Consider the following 26,270-nt stretch of genomic DNA (forward strand, 5'->3'; position numbering starts at 1 on the left):
CCATGATACTATTAGAAAAATTAACAAAGAAATATAGTACCGAAGAGGTAGAAACTACCGCATTGCACGCATTAGACTTAAAAATAGACTCAGGAGAATTCGTTTCTATTATGGGGACGTCCGGATCTGGGAAATCTACATTATTAAATATTATTGGATTACTTGATACGGCTAATGCGGGAAGTTACTTACTTGATGGACAAGAGGTGATAAATTTCCGAGAAAAAGAACGTTCAAAACTTAGAAAAGAGAATATCGGGTTTATTTTTCAAAATTTCAATTTAATTGATGAATTAACAGTGTTTGAAAATGTTGAATTACCACTAATTTACAATAATATAAAAGCTTCTCAAAGGAAAAAGTGGGTTTCAGAGCTATTAGAAAAAACAGGAATCTCACATAGAGCTAACCATTATCCTCAACAACTGTCAGGAGGGCAACAACAAAGAACAGCTGTTGCTAGAGCCATTGTAACAAAACCGAAATTGATTTTGGCAGATGAACCTACGGGTAATTTAGACAGTAAAAATGGAAACGAGGTCTTAGAACTATTAGCCAAATTGCATGCTTCGGGATCAACCATAGTTATGGTAACACATTCATCATACGATGCGCAGTTTTCTTCAAGAATTATCACTTTAAAAGATGGTGTTATTATATCCGAAAAAAATAACAATCATAAAGTTGATGTACTTATCGATCCGTAAGGCACGTTTTTTTGTGAAGGAACAGTTTTAAATAGCATTATATTTTACTAAATAACAGCAGTATCATGTTACAAATATGGTTTAAAATATTTTATAGAAGTAGTAAAAAAAATTGGGTAAATTTCTTGGTAAATATATTAGGAATGAGTCTAAGTTTGGCAATTACTTTTCTTGTATTATTGCATTTTCAAGATGAAAATAGCTATAATCATACCAATCTTAATAAGAATACTATTTTTAGGGTAATACATATTAGACCTAATAATGAAATTTATAGTAATTCTCCTGATATTGAAGGAAAAACATATCTGGAAGAAATTCCAGAAGTAGAAAACTATTACTTAACGTTTGGCAGTTATAGCAAAGGTATTCTTACCATAAACAATCAAAAAACATATGCCAATAGAGTTTTATTAGGAACCTCAAGCTTTTTTGATTTTTTCCCTTTTGAAATTATAAGAGGCAATAGTTCAACATTTGAGAAAACTACTAACCAGGCAGCCATATCTGTTGATAAAGCGATGGAGCTTTTTGGAACCGTTGATGTGATTGGTAAAGAGATAGCTTTTCGAGATGAGCCAAGAGTAATAGCTTGTGTATATAAAATTGAAGGAAAACATTATTTCATGCCTGAAATTGTATTACAATTTTTAGAAGAACCTAACAGTCCGCATTGGACTGTATTTTCTAAAACGTTATTCATAAAATCGATACCAGAGGTAGCACAAAGTACACTGACGAAAAAAATCAATAGTATTTGGGACAAAAAGGTAAGTGAACCCAATAGCCAAAATAGAGGCATGGGTTTGGAAGAATATAAAGAGAAGTATGGGTTTCGTGTTGGTGTTGAATCTATCGAAAGTATCAGGCTGCACACCAAGGCCGATCATGCAGGTCCGGAAGGAAAAGGGGACTATAAACAAGTTTTGGCGTTTATATTATTTTCTCTTTTATTAGTTGTTATTTCATGTGTAAATTTTGTAAATCTAACATTGTCATCAGTCTCGCAAAGAGGAAAGGAAGTTGGCATTAAGAAAACACTAGGCTTTTCAAAAACACTTTTGATCAAACAATTTACTTATGAAGTGATTGTTCAGATGGTAATATCATTGATTTTAGCACTCGTATTTGTAGAGCTAATATTATATGATTTTAATCGATTAATAGGCAAAGACATATCAATGTTCGAAACTAACGTTTGGATTCAAATGTTGATAGTAACAATTGTAATTATCATAGTAATTTCCATAATACCAAGTATTTACTTGTCAAGTTTTAGGGTGAATTTGGTTTTAAAGGGTAGCTCATTTAGAAATAAAAAGTCAATTCTAATAAGGAATATAATGCTTGGGGTTCAATTTTTGATTTCAGGATTCTTTTTAACATCATCACTGATCATTAATAACCAAATATCATTTATGTTGGATAAAGATTTAGGATTTGAAGTAGATCAAGTTCTAATGATTCCATTTTTTGAATATTCGAATTTTACAGAAAAAATAGCCTTAGCAAAACAAGAATTAGTTCAGCATCCAAATATACATGATGTAACGAGTAATTTATCTATGATAGGCGGAGGATCATCGTTTTTTAGGAATATTAGTTATAATGATATTGATTTACAAGCATCTTTAAATGGTATTGATTATAATTATTTAGATATGATGAATATAAAAATTATCAAAGGAAGATCATTGAAAGAAGAGCTGACTTCTGATTCTATCTCAAATATTTTAATAAATGAATCTCTGGCTAGAAAATTACTAATTTATAACAATCCATTAGACAAGGAAATTAAAGTGGGAGGAGTATCACTTACTATTGTAGGAGTCGTTAAAGATTATCATGTTGAAGGTCTTCATGTAAAGATACCTCCAATGATTCTATTGCATTGGAATACTGATAGAAACATTAAAAATTCCTTTAGATATATTCAAATTAAAATATCGCCCAACAACGTGGAGCAAACCTTATCATATATAGAAGATTTTTGGAAAGAGAATATTGAACAAGGTTACCCTTTTGAACCAGATTTTTTAAATGAAAGGTTTAAAAGAACATACAATAAGTACCAAAATCAAAAAACACTTTTTTTTGTACTTACCAACATAGTTATACTATTGTCTTTTTTAGGTCTATTTGCTTTGGCTTCCTTAACGATTGAACAACGATTGAAAGAAGTTGCTATACGTAAAACATTGGGGGCTTCTAAAAAGCAAATTATTTACCAATTGATAAAGAGTTACTTATATATTACGTCGTTAGCGTCTATTTTCTTAATACCACTAACCTTTTATTTCACACAAAATTGGTTAGAAAATTTTGCGTACAGAATCAGCATGCCATGGCTACCATATATAATTACCCCAATAATTTTAACCATATTAGTTTTTATAGTCGTTGGAGTGAAAGCTTACAAAGCTACTCAAGTAGATTTGATTAAATATTTAAAATTTGAATAGATTAAATAGAAGTGATGAATTCAACAGTGATTTCTTAAGTAAATGAAGTAATAAAAAAAAGGCACATTTTCATGTGCCTTCTTATTTAAAAATATTATTAATCTAACCCTTCTATAAAGACTAATAGTATCAGTCAGCAAAGTTATAGATAATTCTTGTTTTTTGTTGTAACAAAAGTTACAAACCATCAAAATTATGATTTATTTAACTTTTCAATCCATTTTCGTGCATTAACAAAAGCTTCCAACCATGGAGAAACCTCATCTTTCCTATCTTTTGGGTAATAGGCCCAGTTCCACTGGAATGTAGAACGTTCAATATGGGGCATAGTTACCAAGTGACGACCTGATTTATCACACATCATTGCTGTGTTATAATCAGAACCATTAGGACTATTAGGATAACCTTCATAGGCATATTTTGCAACAATTTCGTAGTTTTCCTCAACTTCTGGAAGCTGAAATTTACCTTCACCGTTAGACACCCAAACCCCTAATTCTGTACCCGCTAATGAAGATAACATAACAGAATTATTTTCTTGAATTTTTACTGAGGTAAAAGAACTTTCATGCTTCTTAGAATCATTGTGTATCAATTTCCCATGTATTTTATGCGCTGGATTGATTAGGTCTAATTCCATCCATAACTGAGCTCCATTACAAATACCTACTGATAAAGTATCTTCCCGGTTAAAGAATTTTTTTAATGCTGTGTTAGCTTTTTCATTATATAAAAACGCTCCAGCCCAACCTTTTGCCGAACCTAAAACATCTGAATTGGAAAAACCACCTACAGCACCAATAAACTGAATATCCTCCAATGTTTCACGCCCTGATATCAAATCAGTCATATGAACATCTTTTACATCAAAACCTGCGAGATACATAGCATTCGCCATTTCACGTTCTGAGTTTGAGCCTTTTTCACGAATAATAGCGGCTTTAGGTTTCCTTTTACTATCGATATCTCCTACTGCATCCTTAATTTTTCCAGTGAAGTGCGATGGAAAAGTATATTTTAAAGGCTGTTTTTTATAGTTCTCAAAACGATTTTTAGCTAAGCCATTGGCAGTTTGTTTGTTATCAAGTAAATAAGATGTTTTGTACCATGTGTCTCTTAATTCTGTAATTGATAACGCAAAAATATGCTTGTTGTTTTTAATATTAAGTCTATCAGATTCAACAACCTTACCAAGATTGAAAAATTCAATATCGTTCTTTTTTAGAATATCTTCTATGGAATTATCGACTGACTGGAATACAATTCCTGTGTTTTCAGCAAACAGCAATTTGATACTATCAGATTCACCTAAACCAGATACGTCTATATTAGCTCCAATATTCACATCAGCAAAGCATAATTCCAATAAGGTAGTGATTAAACCACCAGAAGCAACATCATGACCTGCTACTATTTTATTTTCTTTAATTAATTGCTGTATAACATTAAAGGTATGCTTAAACTGTTTGGCGTCTTTAATAGTTGGTGCTTCATTTCCAATTTTATTGACTACCTGAGCAAAAGAACTTCCTCCTAATTTAAAATGATCTTGTGATAAATTAATATAATAAATAGCTCCTTTATCTATTTGGAATAAAGGTTCTACTACCTTTGTGATATCGTTACAATTTCCTGCGGCAGAGATAACAACCGTACCTGGAGAAATAACCTCTTCATTTGGGTATTTTTGCTTCATAGACAAAGAATCTTTTCCTGTTGGAACATTGATACCGAGATCTATAGAAAATTCAGATACAGCTTTTACAGCTTTATATAAACGAGCATCTTCTCCTTCATTTTTACATGGCCACATCCAATTTGCTGATAATGAAACAGACTGTAAATTATTCTTTAAAGGTGCCCAAATAATATTTGTTAAGGCTTCGGCAATTGCATTTTTACTTCCAGCTTCTGGATCGATTAAACCTGAAATAGGGGAGTGCCCTATAGAAGTAGCAATACCTTCTTTACCTTTATAATCTAAAGCCATCACACCTACATTATTTAAAGGTATTTGTAAGGGGCCTACACATTGTTGTTTGGCTACTTTACCGCCTACACAACGATCTACTTTATTGGTTAACCAATCTTTACAAGCCACTGCTTCTAATTGCAATACTTGTTCGAGATACGTTGCAAAGTTGTCTGAAGAATATATGATATCGTTGTAGTTTCTAGATACCGTATTATCGGTCATGATCGTTTTAGGAGAACTACCAAACATGTCTTCCAAAGCTAAATCCATAGGTTTATTACCATGCGTTTTAGATTCGAAAGTAAATCTATGATCACCAGTGACATTCCCAACCGTGTACATAGGAGAACGCTCACGTTCTGCTATTTTTTGAAGGGTGTCAATATGCTTTTCAGCAATAACTAATCCCATTCGTTCTTGTGATTCGTTACCTATAATTTCTTTATCAGATAGGGTAGGATCACCGACAGGTAATTGATCTAAATCTATATTCCCTCCAGTTTCTTCAACAAGCTCCGATAAACAGTTTAAGTGACCTCCAGCTCCATGATCATGAATAGAAACGATAAAATTCTCTTTACTTTCTACCATTCCACGAACAGCATTAGCAGTACGTTTCTGCATCTCAGGGTTTGATCGTTGAACGGCATTTAATTCTATACCTGTTGAAAACTCACCTGTATCAGCTGAAGATACAGCTGCACCTCCCATACCAATTCGATAATTTTCGCCTCCTAAAATGACAATTTTATCACCTTCTTTCGGAGTATCTTTTATTGCTTGATCTTTTTTACCGTAACCAATTCCGCCTGCTTGCATGATTACTTTATCAAAACCAAGTTTACGTGCATCTTCTTCGTGTTCAAAGGTCAATACAGAACCACAAATTAATGGTTGCCCAAATTTATTACCAAAATCAGAAGCTCCATTAGAAGCTTTGATTAATATATCCATGGGGGTTTGATATAACCAATTGCGTTCATTCATTGCTTCTTCCCAAGGACGGTTTTCTTCTAAACGAGAATAAGAAGTCATATAAACCGCAGTACCAGCCAACGGAATTGATCCTTTACCCCCTGCAAGTCTATCTCTAATCTCTCCTCCTGATCCAGTTGCCGCACCATTAAAAGGTTCTACAGTAGTAGGAAAATTATGAGTTTCCGCTTTTAAAGAAATAACCGATTCGAAATCTTTTGTTTCATAAAAATCGGGTTTATCAGCACTTTTGGGTGCAAATTGCTCAACCTTAGGTCCTGCTACAAAAGCAACATTATCTTTATAAGCAGATACGATATCATTAGGGTTTTGTTTAGAAGTTTCCTTGATCATTTTAAATAATGACATGGGTTGTTCTATACCATCAACAATAAAAGTACCATTAAAAATCTTATGACGACAATGTTCAGAATTTACTTGAGAAAAACCAAAAACCTCCGAGTCTGTTAGTTTTCTTCCAATTTTTTCAGAAACGTCCTCTAGATACTTGATTTCTTCCTCATTTAAAGCCAAACCTTCCTGTTCATTATACGCTGCTATATCTTCAATTTCTAATATAGCTTCAGGTTCAACGTTAATGGTAAAAGTTTCTTGATGTAAACCATTAAACTTTTGAGAAATCATAGGATCAAAATCTGAAAAATCTTTTGTAACCGTTTCGAATTCTTCAATTCTAATAACACCAGTAATGCCCATGTTTTGGGTAATCTCTACAGCGTTAGTACTCCAAGGAGTAACCATTGCGGCTCTTGGTCCAACAAAAAAGGCGTCAAGTGACGCCACATTTATTTTAGATTGGTTACCAAATAACCAAGTAAGTTTTGAAATGGTTTCTGTGGTTAATTCTTCTGTTGTTTGAACAGCAAATACTTTACTGTTCGCGTTTCCAAAGAAATGAATCATTATTATAGTTGTGTTAGAGTGTGTGTTTAAAGGGTGTAAATTTAGTTTTTTTACTTCAATTAAATGCATAAAAAAAGCAGTAAAATTTTACTGCTCTTAATTTAAATAATAGTTCAACTAAACTTTAATTGATTTTATTTTTCATAAAATTACTTTCAAAGTACATTTCATTTTCAAACTTATTTTCTTTTTTTAATTTTAAAAGAGTTATGTTTTTAGTAGAAGAATATGTTATTCTCGATGAAAGCCCTTTAATATCGTCTAAAACAGTTTTCAATACAATTTCATTTTCATTTCCAAAACTCAATAAATTATCCCAGTTTTGGAATTCATTTACTTCAATATCAGGAGTGAATCCTTGAGTATAGTCACTTTGGTCTAGTTTGTTGAAAATTTGAAATGTGATCGGTTGCATGGCCATTTTATGTGTAGAATTAGCCGTGTTTTTATCCCTATAATCGGTAGCAGGAGAGTCGTATAGTGTTATTGAACCTACATTTTTCCCATAGGTAGATGTTCCCACTGTCACTACGTCCATGTATGGTTTTAATCCGTTAATAATCATTTCGCTAGCAGAGGCAGTTCTTGAGGAAGTAATTACATAAATTTTAGAAATACCACTTAGTCTGTTTATAGGTAAATCTTGGCCATGAAGGTAGTTTCCTTGAGAATCATATTGACGAATTCCATCAAAAAATCTTAGAGTAAAATCTCCATCAGAGTGTTTTTTGTTAAAATGAGCTTTAGCGAATATGTCTTCTGGTTTACCATTACCATAAATCATACTTGCTAGATACCCACAAGTAAGCACCGATCCACCACCATTATATCTAAAATCAAGTATTAATTCCTGAATACCTTCTGATTTGAATTGTAAAAAAGCATCATTTAAATCCTTGTTATAAGAAGACCTAAAACCACTGTATACCAAATATCCTACTTTTTTACCATCTATATCATTAAAAACTTTGGTTAGATGAACAGGATTATCATTTACCTCTCGTTTGGTTAAACTAACTCTTTTTTTTTCAGTTAATCCATCATTTTCTCCAAAAATGAATTCTGCGTTATCATTATAGTAATCATTAATAACTGTTTCAAAGTTACTAGTTGTGAACTTTTTGTTATTTATACCGATGACAATATCACCACGTTTCAAACCTTCATCGGAAGCAGGTGAATTTTCTGAAACATGAATCACTACTAAAATAACATTAGTACCGTCGACATTAACAACTTGCAGACGAAGTCCAAAAGAGGTACTAGTACCTTGAAATTGTTTTTCCTGCTCTATATAATCTTCAATAAACCAAGAAAAACGATCTATACTTCCTTTTTCGTGCAAAAGAGATTCGAATAAGTTTTCAGGTGAGGAAAACATATTTAGATATGTATGATAACCATCTTGATTATCATCTTTGGTGTCTGCTAAATCGGGTACATTTTCTTGCCAATTATACCATGAGTTCATGGCTTTCCACGTAAAATTATTTATAGGGTTCTGAAGTGTGATATCTTCATTTGGATTAGGATTTTCAGAAACATCCTCTTTTTCACTACATCTCACAAATAATGTAGTAACGATAATTAAAACCATTAGTTTAATTATTCTGTTTTTTATCATAACTGTAAATTTTTGACACATACTATGATATAAAACAACTAAAACTATGTAAACCCTACTTAATTATTAACGTTTATTCTATTTCTTTCAATTTTACCTTTTTTTAACGCTTTGTGGTTTTCATAACAGTTTAAAACGGCTTCGATCAATTGTAAGTCACTTGCTTTTTTTATAAAATATTCAGAATAATCACAATCAGATAACAGTTTATCCAAATCTGCTTTATCCATTTCTAAATACTCCATCATTACTTCTCGATCAAATTTTCCTGCTAACATTTTTCTTAAGTCGTCTTCTTTTTTTAGCTTTTGAAGTTTACGTAATTGTCTAGGCTTTTTTCCAAATAGATTATAAACTAAATCTACAGGGTTTAAAAGGTTTCCAATGGGTGATTTAATTTTTCTTGGACGACCAACCTCGTAGGTTTGAGGTAATCCATTAATATGAATCCTGGTAAATTTATCTTTTGGAACTTGTTTTACATCAACTTCTAAAACACCAATTAACTGAGTTGACTTGATAACTATTTCTTTAATTTCTTCTGGTTTTTCAGTTAAGGATATTACCACTTCATTCCCTTTTAAAAGATCATTAGTTACCTTTAATTTTATCGATGAATATCCTAAAAAAGAAACCAAAACGGTATCATTGGTTTTCGCTACCAACTTAAACAATCCTTTTTCATTGGTAATAGTTCCAACTACTTCATTGAGGTTTAAAATGTGAGCTGCACTCAGGGGTTTTTTAGATGTAACATCTACAATTTGTCCTTTTAGTATAGTATTAACAGGGCTTTGTGCATTCATCACAAGGGATGAAAATAATAGTGTAGTAAGTATGAAATATATTTTTTGCATGTTGCGAAAATAAGAATAAAACCAACTTATTATGTTAATAATCTGCAAATATTACGTTTAAACAACAAATACGCTTACGTATTTATTATTATACCTGATAAATCTGTTTTGAACAATAAATACTAATATTAAATTTTTGAAAGGCACGATTAGTATTGTTGAATGTATGTAAAGGTCTACTTTAGTTAGTGCTAAATTCTTTATAAATAAAATCTTCAATGATTTTTTTTATAACATCAGGACAATGTTCATTTGGATAAACTTCACGAACAACCTTTTGATTTTTGACCGTATGATTCCACTGTACCAATTCCTTTAAATTGATAAAATCGAATTGATAATTCTTTTTAACCAAATAGTTTTTAATATCGAATTCAAGTGTTGTAATTCTGTTATCAAACTCTTTTATGTTTAAAACACCGCTAAACGTCATTTTTATAATTTAAAATTATTAATTTTTTACAACGTGATGAACAAATATATTCGGAATTACCTGAACTAAAAATACCTATAATTACTAACTGTTAACTAAGGGTTTACCCTGAGTCAAGGTAGATACTACTAGTATGAGTTTAAGTTTTGATTAAAACTAGTGATGAATAGCTGCCTGAAAAATGTGTTTTTATGATAGATATAAGCTTCCAAAGAAGGAAGCTTATATCTAGAGAGAGGTTATATAGCAAATTTTATGGGAAAAATATATGCTATTGACACCCAAATATATTAGCTGAATATTTCTTTTTAATAAAAAATAGATAAACAATAACTTATTAAAGTCGATATTCATTAAAGTTTAGATAAGTGGTATAATTGAAGAATTAATTTTCAGGTTAAATAAAAGTAATTTGCACAAAAAATAAAATTATAAAGAACATAATGCTTTATAAAATTACGGAAATGAAAAGTTAAGATGGCCGTATATGGTTCTTACATTGTAATAAATTTCGTTATATTGTACCCTACAAACAATTAAATCAAAAACCTGTGAAAAATTACTTTTTATTGTTGCTATTCTGTAGCAATTTTTACGTAGGCGCACAAAATGTAGTGATACCTGATGTTAATTTCAAAGCCTATTTAGTAAAAAACTCCAAAATTAATACGAATGGAGATAATGAAATACAAATAACCGAAGCTGAATCTTTTAATGGTGGTATTTCGTGCCCAAATAAAAATATAAAGGACCTGACCGGAATAGAAATGTTTAAAAAATTAAAAAGATTATATTGCTATTCCAATCAAATTACGAGCTTGGATGTATCAAAAAATACCGCATTAGAAGTCTTAAATTGTTATGACAATAAGCTTTCCGAGCTTGATCTTTCTAAGAATACATTATTAACCTATTTACATTGTGAAAATAATAAACTTACAAGTTTAAATATTAAAAATGGAAGTAATAACAAATTAGAAACAGCTCTCTTATACAACAATCCTAGTCTTACTTGTATTCAGGTAGATGAAAACATGGTTCCTTTAACGTGTAATAAATCAAAATATAAAGGTTGGTGCAAGGGGCTCGAGACTAATTACAGTATAAATTGTAAATAGAATATCGAAAAAATATTTTCATCTATATTAAGATTTTGGGGGTACGCTATAGTATTGTCGAGAAATATACTTGTACATAAATAATAGGCTACCTGCACATCTCATCGCATTTTTTTAATATTAAAAGAAGATTAATAAATCTAAAGGAATATTTCATATGAAAGAAAAAATATTAAAGAATAAAAAAAGACTAATTAGGTGGAAAATATATATTGATCGAGCAAGAATGTATATAGGATATATTCAGTTTGTTATGATCGGGTTTGTTTTTCTAGAGGTATTTAGAGATACTATCTTTGGTAGGTTGATTTTTAATAACCTCTTAATTTCTGCCCCAGTCATTTTTTTGATTTTTATATTATTATCATTAATTATTGGAAGAATTGATACGGTATTAGGACTTAGAGAAGAGGAGTTAAGAAATTCATCTGCTTCTAATCCAGTGATGAGAGAAATTCTAAATGATGTAAAAGAAATTAAAGAAGAGTTGATAAAACTTAAGAATAAAGAAATTAAAAGTTAGAAAAGGGAGGGAAAGTATCTGATAATCTGTAGGCTTGTCTTACCAGAGTTTGAAAAAAATCAGAGAAGAGGTTAGTTGGTGATTTTAATTGCCCTGTCGCAATTTCTACTACCAATGACTAAACAGACTCTATAACAATGGAGTCAATCGATTTGAAAAAAAGATATTTTTAGAATACTAAGTTATATCAAAACAGTATTTTAAATCAAAAGGTTATAGGGTACGCCCATTATATTATTTTTAGATGTACATGTCAGACTGATTTTTTATTAAATTAGTTATAAATCAAAGTATTATAGTGTTATGAATACAAAGTGGTTAAGAATTTCGGGTATTTTTGGAATGATGGGTGGTCTAATTTTGTTTGTAGGAGATATGTTATTCTATTATCACCCAGGCAACACCGATTTAGTGCAAAATATGGCGTATGCGTCTAATTATAGGATCATACTGAGTGGAGTTTCGGCTTTATTAGCTACTTGGTTTTACGTATTAGGATTAGGACAGTTGTATTACGCGTTTAAACCTAGTAAACCTATTATAAGAAATATTATTATAGTGTGTTTTGCTTTTATTTTTGTGGCTTATGGAGTAGTACATGCTGCTTATGTAGCTATAGCGACTACAGCCAAAGTTGCTATTGACAACCAGCTTGATCTTGCTCAAAGTACTGCCCTTGCTATAGAAACGAACAATGTATTAAGGATATGTGTATATCCAGTTTTTGCATTGTTGTCATTTATGTTTATTCGTGAAGTTTGGAGGAAAAAGACTTTATACCCGAGATGGATTGTGTTTTTCTTCCCTTTAATTCCATTTCTACTAAAAGATGTAATAGGTAAAATGCTTTCTGGCAAAACATGGATTATTATTATGGGTGGCTATTTGAACTTAATACTTGTGATCTTTTTCTTAGCATCAACAATAGCACTTGCAAAATTAAAATCGACGTAAATTAGATACAATTATAAATACATTATAAAAATGTACTTGTAAAAGCTTCTTTTGACTATGAAACGATAGTCAATTGCACATAAAAGAGCCTTGAGGGGTCTTTAGATAGCTATAAGGTCAACTTTAAATAAAAAACACAATCATATTCCGTTTTAAGATTGTGTTCTCTTCTATTAATTGATATAAATATAGTATATTTAATTACGTTGTACCTTATAACCAGATTAATGTAAATAATGAAAATCAAAGAGTTAAAAATATATTGTTCAAATTTTGATAATCAAATTGATTTTTATTCCAATCTATTGGGATTAAGTTTGATTAAAAAAACAAGTTCTGAAGTAATATTTAGAATAGGTGAATCGGATTTGATTTTTTCAAAAGATGACAGGTTTAGACCTTATCATTTTGCTATAAATATTCCTTCAAATATGGAACATCAGGCGCTGCGCTGGTTGAAGAAAAGAGTTGAAATTTTAAAAAACGGAAATTATGAAATTCAAAATTTTGATTCTTGGAATGCTAAAGCAATGTATTTTTATGATGGTGATAAAAATATCGTAGAATTTATAGCGCGAAAAAGCCTAAGGAATGAAAATACTCAAGAGTTTTCTGGTAATTCTTTGTTAGAAATTTCAGAAATAGGGATCCCTGTAAATGATATACTTTTAACATATAATCAGTTAATTGAAATTACTGATTTGCAGATCTATGATGGTAGTTTTGAAAAATTTTGTGCAATAGGAGATGAAAGGGGCCTTTTTATTTGTATCAATAAAAAATGGAAAAACTGGTTCCCAACGGGAGATACAGCCTATCCTTCAGAATTTGAAATAAAATTAGAGAACAAAGGAAAACTATATCAATTAAGATTTACCGATGAGAAAATTACTGGAGTACAAATATAAATGGTAGTGTAACTGTTAGGGTTCTTTAATGAAAATTCAATTTATAAAATTGCTTTAATCAAAGTAAATTAACTGATTGAATATGAGTTTGCCAAGATAGAAAAAATTAGATTCATAGACCGCCTCAATTACTAGAAGGCTAGAATCATGCTATATATGTTTTTCTATATAAAGTAAAAGGTACTTTCATAAAAACCAAAATAACACAGTTGTTACTGATATCTATTATATGTAATCTGTTGTTTTGTAGGTTTTTATAATGTAGAGTGCAAATTATCTACATTTCTATGTGATTTTTTCCATACATTTTGCACTAATAAAGTGTAATTAAGTTTTCAATGCATACAAAAAAAGAGTTTATCCAAAACATAAAGGAGAACGAAGGGATTATTTATAAAATCACAAGGATCTATTCAAATAACACTGAAGACCAGAAAGATTTATACCAAGAAATTGTATATCAACTCTGGAAGTCCTATCCATCTTTTAAAGGGAACGCTAAAATAAGCACTTGGATGTACCGTATTGCTTTGAATACCTCTATTACATATTTGAAAAAAGCGAAAAGAAAAAGTAATCAGGTAGCTATTGATCCAATACTTTTCAATAAAATGGAACAAATAGATACGTTGATGGAAGAACGAACGGCACTTTTATATACGTATATAAAAAAGCTAAGTATTGTTGAAAAAGGTATTATACTTCTGTATTTGGAAGGGAACAAATACGATGAAATTGCAACCATAACTGGATTTACTAAATCTAACATAGGTACACGGATAAACAGAATTAAAGAGAAGTTAAAACATCAAATTAAAAAATAAATAGATTATGGAACTAGAAGAAATGAAAACCCTTTGGGAGGATATGAGTGAAAAGGTTGAGCAACAAAAAATTTTAACAGATAAATTAATTATAGATATGACGCAAGAACGATATTCAAATAGGTTTAATAAAGTCTTAATATACGAAAGTATCGGGGCATTAGTGTGTTTTGGAAGTGCAGTATTCTTAGTTTTTAATTTTGGAAAATTAGATACTTGGTATTTATTAACTTCTGGAATAATTGCCTTAGTAATTCTATTGATTCTGCCTATATTGGTGTTAAGATCAATAAAGAAGATAAAAGAAATTAGTGTGGCTACGGATAACTATAAAGAAACCTTTAGAAAATTTTCTACGTCTAAAAATGAATTGTTATTTATACAACGATTAAGTATATATCTAAGTTTTATTGCAGCACTAGTTATTTTACCAGTGAGTTCAAAAATATTTAAGAATAAAGACTTATTTGCACTCGAATACAATACGAAGCTTTGGATTTACATACCTATATTATTTGTTTTTCTGCTGTTCTTTTCGAGATGGGGGTATACTAGTTACAAGAGCATTACTCGTTCAGCAGAAAGTATTTTAAAAGAGTTAGATAGTTAATTTGGATTCAATAGAGTATTACGCCCATGCACTAATCTTTTACACTTATACCCAAAAAGAAAGACCTTGATGAATTTTTTATAAGTTGAAAGGGTTATTTTAGGAATTTTAAATTGTAAATACACCAAAGAAAAAAGACCCAGTTGTATAAGTTTCGAATATATACATTAGGGTGTTTAATTACTAATATGCTAACTATGAATAATCAATTTTTCTTATTTAAAAAAGGAGTACAAGTTTTAAGTTTAGCTTTTCTAGTTATTATGAGCTCATGAAACACCCCAACGAATAAAACTCAGAAAGAAGCAGCTGTAACTATTCAGAATAACAAAGGGCCTGTTAAGAGTATGAGGGGTGAGATTATGGATCATTATATCTGCTACAATGGTGATGGTGATTCAAAATTAGTTATATGGATCGGTTTTGATTCAAAAGGAAAAGCAATACAAGTAAAATACAAAGGAATGGATGTTCCTATAGACCTAAAGTTTGTAAAGGGAGTAAACTCAAATCCTAAAGGTTCTTATCCAGTATTAGTTGATGAATACAATGAAATTTATAAAGGCAAAATAAATGGGAAATACGAACTAACACATTCAGGTAATTGGGACTATGTGGTGTATACAAGAGGGAGAGATTCAAAAGTTTTCAAATTCACCATTGATCATGATGCCAATCCCTATGGAAAAACTCCATGTTTTTAAATACAAAGAAGAAACTCTAAGAAAAGAGAATTAGTATTAAAAGAATGCTCTTTCAACCCGCTATAAAGTTTAAGTTCTAGTAAAAACCAAATAAAAAATTATCACAAGTATATACAGTCGTGATGTGTAATTAAATGTTATTCTAATGAGAAAAATTATAGTATTAAATTTAGCTGTTATCTTTGCTATAGGGTGTAAAGGAAATTTAGAGAAAAAACAGAACCTTTTACCAGATAACAATGAGACTATCCTCAACGATTCACTTGGACAAGTAAGTGACAACAACAAACCTTTAGCTAAGGAAGAACTTCGATTTTCGGATTATTTGAAGAATGTTGAAGAACAAGGCTATGCATTAAACTCTCGTTATGAAATAAAGGAAAATGATTTTGGTATTTATGAGCGTACTTTTATGTATTCATTGACATTCAATGATGTCAATGAAGCAATCAATACCTTACAGAAGCTTGATATGCTTGAAATTGATGATTATGTACCTGATAATATTCCACAAACCTCAACTAGAAAAATAGACTTTGGTTTTGAGATGAATGAACTATATACTGGTGAAATTAATACAAAGTCTGCAGCGAAGATAATATATATAAACGGAAAAGAGGTGCCTCTTATGCTTCTTGAATTATCGGAAGAGGATAACTCAGGGTTAACAAAAAATGTTCTTTATACAGGCCATTCTTCATCGTTAAAATCATATGATTTTGAAGGTGAGCAAGAAACGTATTCAGATAGAGTGTTTTTAGAACTTAATATTGAAGATAATGTGCTTACGACATTTGAATTTCGTTCTGTATTCAATGGTTTTCTCAGTGATGATCAAATACTCACTAATAATCCAGACAATAAAATGACTTTAAAGGAACTTATAGCTGCCGATAAAGAAGTTGAAAATTCGGTTTATGCCCTTTGCAATGGATATTCGTCATCTGTTAAACTCCAAAAGAGCCATAAAGAAACATATGAATTGACCTTATCCATTTCTACACCTACTTGCGCATGGTAATTTTACATCAACATTTAGCTCCGATTTATCAAAACAATGTCTAACAAAACCTTTTACGACAAACAAATGTAAATGGTATAATATATTTATGAAGTTAGATTCACCTAGGAGGTGTCAATTAAAATAGGTGTAAAGATTCAAGAACCTCTTTACAGACGTTTTTTGCTATAAAATGTTATTGTTTATTAATTTGTTTCAATAAAACCTTTCTTTAAAAATAATTATTAGTATTTTTAGCATACTACTAATACTATACTTGTAAATATTTTATCTCGTAATGATAGGTAAACACGAAATATACTTTTATTTTGTTGTTTTACATTGATTTACGTTTGTAAAAAAAAGAATAGAAAACACACTGGAGATATAGCATTGTGGTATTTAATCCTGTGTTGTAAACAATAAAAACAAGTAACATGAAACGAATAGCCAGTGTATTATTATGTGTTTTACTCCCAATTATAGCCTTTTCACAGGAGTTTAATAAGTACTCACCATATGAGTTAATCCTAAAATTTAAACCGAACGTAAATTTTAATTCCAAAAACTGCATAGTAACACAAAAATTTGAGAATACAACGTTAGATGTGTTAAACGATAAGCTAAAAGTTGAAAAAATTGAAAGAACTGGTAACAAGCAAAAAAAAGACACTTATATTCTAAAGTTTAAGACCGAACAAAATATAAAAAAGGTAATCAAATTATATCAAGAGACTGGGCTGTTTAAATATGTAGAACCGAATTATATTGGCACTGGTGGAGGAAAAAGAGGCGTATTATCAACTATCCCTGATGACAATTTTTTCGGAAGACAATGGGGGCTCTATAACGATGGTTCATTTTCATTATCAACTGCTATCAATGATTCAGATATTGATATGGAATTAGCTTGGGATATAGAACAAGGTAGTTCTTCTATCATTATTGCTGTTTTAGACTCGGGAATGAGAATGAATCATCCAGAAGTATCTGGGCGAATTTGGGAAAATAGTGATGAATCAATAAATAGTAATGACACTGACAGCAATGGATTTACAGATGATATCAATGGATGGGATTTTGCAAATAATGATAATGATCCTTCTGATGATCAAGGGCACGGCACCAATGTCACAGGAATTATAGGTGCTAATGGAAATAACAATATTGGCTATGCAGGTGTTGACTGGAATTCTAAACTTATGATCTGTAAAATTCTAGACGATAATAATTCAGGTCTGTATTCTTGGTGGACAAATGCCATTTATTATGCGGTAGATAATGGCGCTGATGTTATCAATATGTCTGTAGGTGGATCTGGATTTTCGTTATCGATGCAAGATGCTATTGATTATGCTCATAATAATGGTGTAGTAGTTGTGGCTTGTATGATGAATGAAGCTAATAATGTAACTTTTTATCCAGCTGGTTACCAAAACACTATTGCTGTAGGGGCAACTAATCCTAAAGATGAACGTGCCACCCCATTTTTTTGGAGTTCATCAAGTGGAAGTAATTATGGAAGTCATATTGATGTTGTAGCACCTGGAGACTATATTTATGGATTAAATTTTCAATCAAATAACAATTACGATACCTATTGGGGAGGAACCTCACAAGCAGCACCCTTGGTAACAGGGCTAAGTGCTTTGTTATTGGCACAAGATCCAAATAGAACTCCTGATGATATCCGAGATATTATTAGAAGTACCGCAGAAGATCAGGTCGGTAATTCTTCGGAGGATGTTTCCGGGTTTGATATGTATTACGGGTATGGTAGAGTAAATGCATATAAAGCTTTAGAGCAGCATACTGCCAGCCTTAATGACGTTAATAGGAATGACATAGGAATAGCTGTTTTCCCTAACCCTTCTTCTGAATATCTATATATAAAAAGTAAGGTGAATTACAACAATATTAGTATTGTAAATATGTTGGGTTCAGTGATCTATACCAAGGAAATGGTGTCTAATTCTGAGCTAGTAAAGATTGATGTTTCTAATTTAGCGGATGGAATTTATGTTGTTAATATATTGAGTAGTTATGGAAAAATAATGTTTGCGGAGAAATTAATTAAAAATTAATTATTTCATATATAAGGTCGAAACTTCAAGTACTTGATGGGTAAAAGAATCATATAAGTTAATAAAGCTTAATAATTTGTCTTAAATTTGGGTGTTTAATATAGAGTGAAAAACAAGGTGTTGATAACCTTAGTTTTAAGGGATTTTTGTTTGGGACTATTAATGAATATTGTGATCTCTTAACACATTACCCATATTAAAATAGAACAAACATATTGTATAAAATGTACACTAAAGCTATTTGGAAATATTTCTTGGATATTAATATGTTCAATCTTCCTTTTTCTTTGCTGTTTGGCGTAACAGTAGGGATTTTATGGGGGACCATTGTTTTTTCGTCAGCTGGAATTTTAATCGGTTACCTCGGTTATCAGTATTTCAAGAAAAATGAATACTATACCTATTACAATTTAGGGTTAACAAAATCAAGTCTCTTAAAAAAGGTATGGTTGCTCAATCTGATGATTTCTAGTTTACTATTTTTAATTTTTATACTAGTAAAATAAATGGGTTTATTAGAAATAGCTAATGTTCATAAGTCTTATCAAAAAAAAACTATTCTAAAAAACATTAATCTCGAATGTAAGGTTGGTGAAATAGTTGGAGTTTTTGGTCGAAATGGATCAGGAAAATCAACATTATTAAAACTAATTTTCGGAACCGTTAAAGCTGATTCAATTCGTATAAAAATTAACTCAGAAATTATTGCTCAAAAAGCTATTATTCCTTCAAAAAAGATAGCCTACTTACCACAAGAAAGTTTTTTACCAAAAGAACTGAAAGTACGAGAAATTATTCCGCTATTTTTCCCGAATGGAGATGATCAAGACAAAATTTTCTATTCACCACAAGTATCGAGTTTTGAAAAAATGAAGATCGATAAATTATCGTTAGGACAACTACGATATCTTGAACTACTGATTATAGGAAACTTAAAGCACTCTTTTATAATGCTAGATGAACCATTTTCCATGGTTGAACCGATTTACAAGGATGTTATTAAAAAACTATTACTCAAACTTAAAGAATCAAAAGGGATAATTCTTACCGACCATTATTACAAAGATGTTTTTGAAATAACTGATAGAAATATTGTTTTAAAAGATGCTCGGAAATTTGAAATAAAACAAAAAAAGGATTTGATAAAATACGAATATTTAAGATCTTTCGAATAATAAAAACACACTTGAACTCAAAATACTTGAGTAAATATGGCTAGTATAAATATACTTGTATTACATACATTTAGTCAATACTATTTTACGTATTTTCAATAAAATGAACAAACACTAAGTTTTGGTATAATTCTTGAAATGTTTTGTGAAATTTCAAACTTATGAGGAAAATTACTCGGATTACCGCTTTTATATTTCTTTTTTGCTTAGGTGTTAATGGCCAAAACAATAAAGTAATTCGCAATGCATATACTATGACTAAGTACAGTAAACATATTGGAACTGTATATGATGTTATTATTACTGGAAGTAAATATGGTAACGTATATGGTGGTGGTGACGGGATTTATACAAATGATTCCAGATTAGCTACTGCCGCTGTTCATGCAGGGTTATTGTATGTTGGAGAAACAAAAACACTTAAGGTAAAAGTACTTCCTGGTCAGGATAGGTACGTTGGTGTTAAAAAAAATGACATTGCATCAAATTCTTATGGTTCCTGGACGGGTAGTTATTGCTTTGTAGAACAGAAAACAACCACCAACAATACTATTGGTACGAGTTTAGATGGAAGCTATTTTACTAACAATAATTATAATCGTTCAAAAGATTTGAATATAGATTGCACGATTCAAAAAGGTCTGTTGAAAAAAATAATCTTGAGAAAGCGTGAAATCGTTTTTAAAATAGATCGTAACGGAGCAATTTCTGATATTTTTATTTTTAATAACGAATCAGATGCTTCAGAATATATGCTTGGGAACTACAAATTACGACCTACAGAAGTTTTAAAATCTGATGATATCAAGATTTACACAAACGATCTTTCTTTATTGGATTACTATAGCGGATATGGGAGTAGTAAAGCGTATAAAGGAAAACTAAAATCCATTGGCAAAATCAAATTAACTTACTTCAGTGATTATTACGCAAATAAAGAAAAAGGAGGGAAGTTAAAATCGATTGGATTTCTTAAGATCGATTACCATGGTTCTTACGTAACATCAGGGTATTCAGGCAAGCTAAAATCAATTGAAGGCACAAATTTTAGTTACTATAGAAATACGCCAAACTATGGATATGCTGGGAAATTGAAAGCTATTAACGCTATATCCTTTCGTTATATAGGACATTACAATTCTTTTGGAAATGAAGGGAAATTAAAAGCCATTGGTAACATTAAGTTTAATTACTATGCAAACACTTCTTATAATTCTGGGCGTGAAAATAAACTACGCTCTAAAACAGGTGCAGATAACAGATTCGGACTGTTTTAAAAATAGCCAATAGTATCAAAAAGTTATTTTCAGTAAAGAATATTAATTAGAGGTATTATTTTTTGTTTTGGAGGGTTATCACCCTATTTGGAGTAAAATAACTAAATATCAAAGTAATAATCCTTGTTTTTATTATATTTGGTGTGAGACGTTGTTTCGTGAATTTTATATATGTTTTCAAAAGTTATAAAAGAGTATGAGCCTTACTTTATATCAATAATTGCGTTTTCAAATTAAGATATGTCAACTTTTCTAAAGCTAAAGGATACATTTATTTAAGACCTCTAGTATAAATAGTAACTCATAAAATCATGAAAACTAAAATTCTTACAATAGTAATAATATCGATTTTTATTACTCATTGTACCACGAATAAATCCAGCAATACTAAATCACCACAAGAATCAATAGTACATATAATGAAAGATACAACACCAAAAGTAACAGGAGTTGGAGGAATATTCTTTAAATCTAAAGACCCAAAAGCAATACGACAATGGTACGGCAAAAACTTAGGATTGGCTATAAATGAATTTGGCTCTCCATTTGAATTCAGAAATGCGAATCGGCCAGATGAAATTAACTATTTAAACTGGAGTCCGTTTCAAGACACAACCGATTATTTTGATCCTTCTGAAAAAGAGTTTATGATTAATTACAGAGTCCAGAATATTGAAGGCTTAGTAAGAAACTTGAAAAATAATGGCGTAACAATTGTTGATGAAATTACAGCATATGACTATGGTAAATTCGTTCATATAATAGACTTAGAGGGAAATAAGATTGAATTGTGGGAACCTATTGATAGTTTCTTTACGAAAATAGGAGGAGAAACAACAAAATAAAAACAGTATACTACCGCTTTATCTGTTTGCCTGTGTTTTGACACACAAAAACCAGTACTTTTTTCTTTATATAAGATAGAAAAATCAATAATAGCAGGAGCTATGGTTTGTTTTTATATTGAAATAGAAAGGGAAAAGTGCCATTTTATCACGGTAAGTTAAAATGTTATTAATCAATTATTTACACGTAAAAAATAATGTTATAGCCATTTACAAGGTCTATAAGATTTTATTATTTTTACATTGCCAAACCGAAACTAACGAATTGAAAACGAGCTGTTAGTTTATGACTGACTCTCTTCGTTTATTAGGAAATCCATATACGTACCTATGCTACAGATATCTTTATAAATGGACTTATAGTTTCTTATTGGGTAAAGGGGTACTTCTTTTGTGATTCTTTTTTTTCTTATTCATCCATAGTAAAAAACCAGTAATTGGTAGGGAAGCCCCAATTAAACCAGCGAAAAAGACCAATACTTTACCCCAGAAGCCCAATAGACTTCCTGTATGAATATCGTAATATAAAGAACGAAATTTAGTGCCTGTTTTTTTGTTGACATCCAATGCTGTATGCAAGGTTTTTCCCGTTGTAGGATGTATATAAAAATGATCTGAGCTACCATACGAATCATCATTTGGATATGCTGAAATCCTTAAAGGTAGTGTTGTTTTTTTAGGGAGTATATAAAGAAACAAATGCCTGTTTGCCTGGTGGTAATCCATTTTTTCTTTCGCAATATCTAAGACCTTGTACGATAAGACAGCACTATCTATAACAAGAGGTTTCTTTGGTTGTTTTTTTTCAAAAGTTACCAATCTATAAAGAGACGCATCAACCCAAGAAAAAGTCCATCCTAAACCCGTAATGGCAATTATAAGAAGAAGAAAAGAACCATAAAAGCCTAAAACACTATGTACATCGTATAGCATCCTTTTTAAATTTGAAGTCTTTTTAATGGTAAATTTTGATTTTCTCCCTTTTTTAGAGCTAAATACTTTCTTATTTTTAGGGAACCATAAAATAATACCTGTAAGCAATGAAATAATAAAAATGATTACCGAGTATCCAATAATTTGTCTACCAATCTCTTTTTTTAAGAGTAAGTGTCTGTGAATACGAAGAACAATGGTAAAAAAGTCTTTTGATTGTTGCTTTTCTCTTAATAATTGGCCAGTGTAAGGATCTATAAAACTATCGTATAACACCTTATTTTTTGACGTTTTTAAAATGGTAGATCTATGCTTTTCCGTAAAATCATAAATCTGTAACACTTTATGGTCAGATTGATTTTTATAACGTTCTAGCAAACTTTTTAGGGAAAGTTTCTCCAGAGCAGTATTTTCTACACAATAATACGGATATACAGCCAATTTAATTTCCTGTTGAAAAGCGTAAATTGCCCCTGTTAAACACACAATAAAAACAATAAGTCCCGTAAAGAGCCCTATCCATAAATGAATTTTCAAGATGATATTTCTAAAGGTATTCCGTTTCATTTGCTCCTGATATTTTTAAAAAGCATAGCTTCAATTTTGACATTGAAGCTATGTTGAAAACAAAGAAGAATTGGCTAAATATAGGCAATTAGATATTTATATTCAATGCTACTTTAAAATTGATACCATTCCCTTTTTCGTACTGTGTGTTTCTGCCAGCCCATTGAGAACGGACAGTATAATAATCTTCGTTGAATAAGTTCTCTATACCCAATGATACTTTGGTATTGTATGTTAATTGATACGAGCTAAATAAATTAGTCGTTGAAAAACTATTAACAGGACCATCACCATAAGCATAAGTTCCATCATCTATCGGATCAAACTTTTTTCTATTTCCACTAAAAGTACTCGATAATCTAGCATTCCATTTTGGAGTGAATTGATAGGCGATATAACTTCTAAAAATAGTAGGATTAATTCTAGTACCATTTATAAAATTATCTTCGTCATCATTAAATTTTCCATTATCATTGTCATCAGTTTTCCCTTCTACTTGAGCTAATGATATACCGATATCTAATTTGTCTGTAAGTTTCGTGTCTAACTGCAATTCTATTCCATATACTTTTTCAGGTAATCTCGATAATTCCAAAAATCCAGTATCTGCATTTTCAGCATAAGTAGTACCTAAATCGGATGTACTTACAAAGTATACCCCTTGAAATCGTATTCTATCCGTTAGGTTACTTCTAAAACCAAACTCATAGTTGTTTGCTATAACTGCTTCAGTGTTAATTTTACCACGAACAGCATTTGGATCTGTTGCATTTCGTAATATTCTACCCAACTGACCTACAGAAAAACTTTGAGAGAAGCTTACAAACGGTTTAAAATACCTTAATTTGTTATAGCGTGCACCTAAGTTAAAAGTAAATGCATCATATTTAAGTTCATCACCTTTTACAGCAATACCACCACTTGGTGCACCAGACGGATTTCTGAATAAAGTAGTGTAATCGTCAATAGTCACATTTATGTTTTCATAACGCACCCCTCCCTTAAAAATAAAATCTTTGTATTTGGCTTTTATTTGTAAATATGGCGCAATATTATTCATTTTCATCTCAGGAGTATACACTCGGCCATCTACAAGTGTTTGTTCTGTATTATCTCCTAAAACATCCAATCCGTATATTAAATTACCCTTTAAATCATCAGAAATTGTATACGCTGTGTTTAAGTTTAATCGTGCCCCTTTTTTAGAAGAGGTTATTTGTGATTGACCACCTTCATAACCATTAGTTATATCAGCATACCAAGTACTATAACCATATACTGTAGCAAACTCTTGAGCGTATAAACTAAAGTCTAATGCTGTATTTCTAAAAATAGCATCATGTGTATACTTTATTTTTACATTATGATTGTATTTAGTTCCTTGATCGGCTTCTGCTTCGTTTGGTATGCCAAAAGCACCCGTAGTTGGTGTTTCACCGTACACACCAGAAACTCTTCCAAGGTTAGAGTTTTGATTACTACTAAAGTAATTGTACATCAACTCGATGTAGCTATCATCAGAAAGGTGATAGCCGAGTTTACTAAAAACATTATATCTTTCAGTTTCACCTAAACCATAATATGGAGATGAAATTTCATTTTTAGCACTTCTCATAATTCCAGTTTCATTAAAAGAACCACTTACCACGTAACTAAATTTACCCAATTGACCTTTGAACAGTTGAGAAATATTAGTTCCAATGGTGTGAGCTGTATTCACCAATGATCCAGAAGATCCAATGGTGGTAGAACTCTCTAGTTTTTGTGAAGCGTTTGCTTTTTTGGTGATGTAATTGATAATACCTCCTTCAGCACCGTTTCCGTAGATAGACGTTGATCCTTTAATTATTTCTACCCTTTCAATTACAGAAGGATCAATAGTATTTAAATCTCTGTTAGTTACGAATAGTGGAGTAGTCTGAGGAATTCCATCAATTAATACGAGCATATTTCTTCCTCTTATATTTTGTCCTCTAGTAGTGGTGGTATTGGTAGACAATGATACTCCTGGTACATTAGCCACAATATCGGCAAGAGTATTAGAATATTGCGAAATTTCCTCTATATCCTTTGCCGTTAACACGGATACAGACGAAGGAATCTCATCTATAAATTCTTTATCTCTATTCGTTACTACTGCTATTTCGTCTAGCACAAAATTGCTTATATCCATGGTAATAGTTAGGTCATTATTACCTTCAGAAATTGTTATTTTCTGTTTTTTGGTTTTATAACCTAGATAAGAGAATATCAGATCATATTCTCCTGTTTTACCAAATGTAAGTGTAAAATTACCTTCAATATCCGTTTGGGTGCCAGAATTAGTATGCTTATTAAAGATGTTTACTCCAATTAACGGTTCGTTAAGTGTATTGATTACAGTTCCTTTTACACTGTATTCTTGTGAATACATAGTAAAAGTTGTCAATAAAAGAAATAATATAGTGTATTTGTTTTTCATTTTATTTAGATTAATTTAAAATAATTTCGTGCAAAATTATTTTTATTTTTGATAATGTCAAAACTATTTAGAGTAATTCTAAATAACTTTAACATTTTCGAATTTTTATAGTATTGACACTATGGTTTTTACCATTACTATATCAAATTGTAGCATATTGAGCATCATCTGATAGTGTAAACTAAATGTTATAAATGCTATTGGAAAAACTTAATTGTCAGAATTGATTTAGAAAAAATAAACAACTAATTTATAAACAATAGACTAAGTAAATTCAGTATAGGTTAAGGTGAGTTGAATGGAGAGCATACAAGATATTTTGACTCTAAT

Annotated in this window: 20 protein-coding genes; 14 read left to right on the top strand and 6 right to left on the bottom strand. The window is 30.7% G+C overall.

The features are described 5' to 3' along the window. The first annotated feature begins 2 nt into the window (after nucleotides 1-2). Nucleotides 3-707 (top strand): ABC transporter ATP-binding protein, encoded by a 705-nt coding sequence (locus AC2TDS_RS01095; protein WP_484737284.1) that lies wholly within the window; start codon nucleotides 3-5, stop codon nucleotides 705-707. Between the two features lie 65 nt (nucleotides 708-772). Then, nucleotides 773-3,169: an ABC transporter permease gene (locus AC2TDS_RS01100; RefSeq protein ID WP_484737285.1), complete on the top strand. Its 2,397-nt coding sequence runs from the start codon at nucleotides 773-775 to the stop codon at nucleotides 3,167-3,169. A 193-nt stretch (nucleotides 3,170-3,362) separates the two neighbouring features. On the opposite strand, the gene purL is transcribed toward AC2TDS_RS01100, so the two are convergent. The 4 genes from purL to AC2TDS_RS01120 all read right to left on the bottom strand — a co-directional run bounded on the left by purL (nucleotide 3,363) and on the right by AC2TDS_RS01120 (nucleotide 9,957). Next, the gene (gene purL / locus AC2TDS_RS01105; RefSeq protein ID WP_484738907.1) at nucleotides 3,363-7,043 is read right to left on the bottom strand and encodes a phosphoribosylformylglycinamidine synthase; all 3,681 of its coding nucleotides are present in this window, start codon (nucleotides 7,041-7,043) and stop codon (nucleotides 3,363-3,365) included. Nucleotides 7,044-7,167: 124 nt separating this feature from the next. Further along, complete coding sequence (locus tag AC2TDS_RS01110) at nucleotides 7,168-8,667, bottom strand: GFO_1087 family putative carboxy terminal peptidase (RefSeq protein ID WP_484737286.1); 1,500 nt, start codon at nucleotides 8,665-8,667, stop codon at nucleotides 7,168-7,170. A gap of 59 nt (nucleotides 8,668-8,726) precedes the next feature. Next, a complete protein-coding gene (locus AC2TDS_RS01115; protein ID WP_484737287.1) occupies nucleotides 8,727-9,524 on the bottom strand; it encodes a carboxypeptidase-like regulatory domain-containing protein in 798 nt (265 codons plus the stop codon). A 181-nt stretch (nucleotides 9,525-9,705) separates the two neighbouring features. Further along, nucleotides 9,706-9,957 (bottom strand): hypothetical protein, encoded by a 252-nt coding sequence (locus AC2TDS_RS01120; RefSeq protein ID WP_484737288.1) that lies wholly within the window; start codon nucleotides 9,955-9,957, stop codon nucleotides 9,706-9,708. A 551-nt stretch (nucleotides 9,958-10,508) separates the two neighbouring features. Here AC2TDS_RS01120 and AC2TDS_RS01125 point away from each other — a divergent pair. The 12 genes from AC2TDS_RS01125 (at nucleotide 10,509) to AC2TDS_RS01180 (ending at nucleotide 21,979) form a co-directional block, all read left to right on the top strand. Continuing rightward, a complete protein-coding gene (locus AC2TDS_RS01125) occupies nucleotides 10,509-11,075 on the top strand; it encodes a leucine-rich repeat domain-containing protein (RefSeq protein WP_484737289.1) in 567 nt (188 codons plus the stop codon). Between the two features lie 157 nt (nucleotides 11,076-11,232). Then, nucleotides 11,233-11,598, top strand: coding sequence for a hypothetical protein (locus AC2TDS_RS01130; protein ID WP_484737290.1), 366 nt, complete (start codon nucleotides 11,233-11,235; stop codon nucleotides 11,596-11,598). A 303-nt stretch (nucleotides 11,599-11,901) separates the two neighbouring features. Next, nucleotides 11,902-12,552, top strand: a complete 651-nt coding sequence (locus tag AC2TDS_RS01135) for a DUF6796 family protein (RefSeq protein ID WP_484737291.1) — start codon at nucleotides 11,902-11,904, stop codon at nucleotides 12,550-12,552. 236 nt (nucleotides 12,553-12,788) lie between these two features. After that, nucleotides 12,789-13,460: a VOC family protein gene (locus AC2TDS_RS01140; RefSeq protein ID WP_484737292.1), complete on the top strand. Its 672-nt coding sequence runs from the start codon at nucleotides 12,789-12,791 to the stop codon at nucleotides 13,458-13,460. Nucleotides 13,461-13,798: 338 nt separating this feature from the next. After that, complete coding sequence (locus AC2TDS_RS01145) at nucleotides 13,799-14,284, top strand: RNA polymerase sigma factor (RefSeq protein ID WP_484737293.1); 486 nt, start codon at nucleotides 13,799-13,801, stop codon at nucleotides 14,282-14,284. A 7-nt stretch (nucleotides 14,285-14,291) separates the two neighbouring features. Continuing rightward, on the top strand, nucleotides 14,292-14,894 hold the full coding sequence (locus tag AC2TDS_RS01150; RefSeq protein WP_484737294.1) for a hypothetical protein: 603 nt from the start codon (nucleotides 14,292-14,294) through the stop codon (nucleotides 14,892-14,894). A gap of 362 nt (nucleotides 14,895-15,256) precedes the next feature. Beyond that, nucleotides 15,257-15,598, top strand: a complete 342-nt coding sequence (locus AC2TDS_RS01155) for a hypothetical protein (protein WP_484737295.1) — start codon at nucleotides 15,257-15,259, stop codon at nucleotides 15,596-15,598. 145 nt (nucleotides 15,599-15,743) lie between these two features. Next, complete coding sequence (locus AC2TDS_RS01160; protein WP_484737296.1) at nucleotides 15,744-16,619, top strand: hypothetical protein; 876 nt, start codon at nucleotides 15,744-15,746, stop codon at nucleotides 16,617-16,619. A gap of 416 nt (nucleotides 16,620-17,035) precedes the next feature. Further along, the gene (locus AC2TDS_RS01165; protein ID WP_484737297.1) at nucleotides 17,036-18,682 is read left to right on the top strand and encodes a S8 family serine peptidase; all 1,647 of its coding nucleotides are present in this window, start codon (nucleotides 17,036-17,038) and stop codon (nucleotides 18,680-18,682) included. 506 nt (nucleotides 18,683-19,188) lie between these two features. Continuing rightward, complete coding sequence (locus AC2TDS_RS01170) at nucleotides 19,189-19,857, top strand: ATP-binding cassette domain-containing protein (protein WP_484737298.1); 669 nt, start codon at nucleotides 19,189-19,191, stop codon at nucleotides 19,855-19,857. 161 nt (nucleotides 19,858-20,018) lie between these two features. Beyond that, nucleotides 20,019-21,134, top strand: coding sequence for an LCCL domain-containing protein (locus AC2TDS_RS01175; RefSeq protein ID WP_484737299.1), 1,116 nt, complete (start codon nucleotides 20,019-20,021; stop codon nucleotides 21,132-21,134). Nucleotides 21,135-21,553: 419 nt separating this feature from the next. After that, complete coding sequence (locus AC2TDS_RS01180) at nucleotides 21,554-21,979, top strand: VOC family protein (RefSeq protein ID WP_484737300.1); 426 nt, start codon at nucleotides 21,554-21,556, stop codon at nucleotides 21,977-21,979. A gap of 357 nt (nucleotides 21,980-22,336) precedes the next feature. On the opposite strand, the gene AC2TDS_RS01185 is transcribed toward AC2TDS_RS01180, so the two are convergent. Next, a complete protein-coding gene (locus AC2TDS_RS01185; RefSeq protein ID WP_484737301.1) occupies nucleotides 22,337-23,479 on the bottom strand; it encodes a PepSY-associated TM helix domain-containing protein in 1,143 nt (380 codons plus the stop codon). An 88-nt stretch (nucleotides 23,480-23,567) separates the two neighbouring features. Then, nucleotides 23,568-25,940, bottom strand: a complete 2,373-nt coding sequence (locus AC2TDS_RS01190) for a TonB-dependent receptor (protein ID WP_484737302.1) — start codon at nucleotides 25,938-25,940, stop codon at nucleotides 23,568-23,570. Between the last annotated feature and the right edge of the window lie 330 nt (nucleotides 25,941-26,270).

The sequence above is a fragment of the Tenacibaculum profundicola genome (assembly GCF_057220795.1).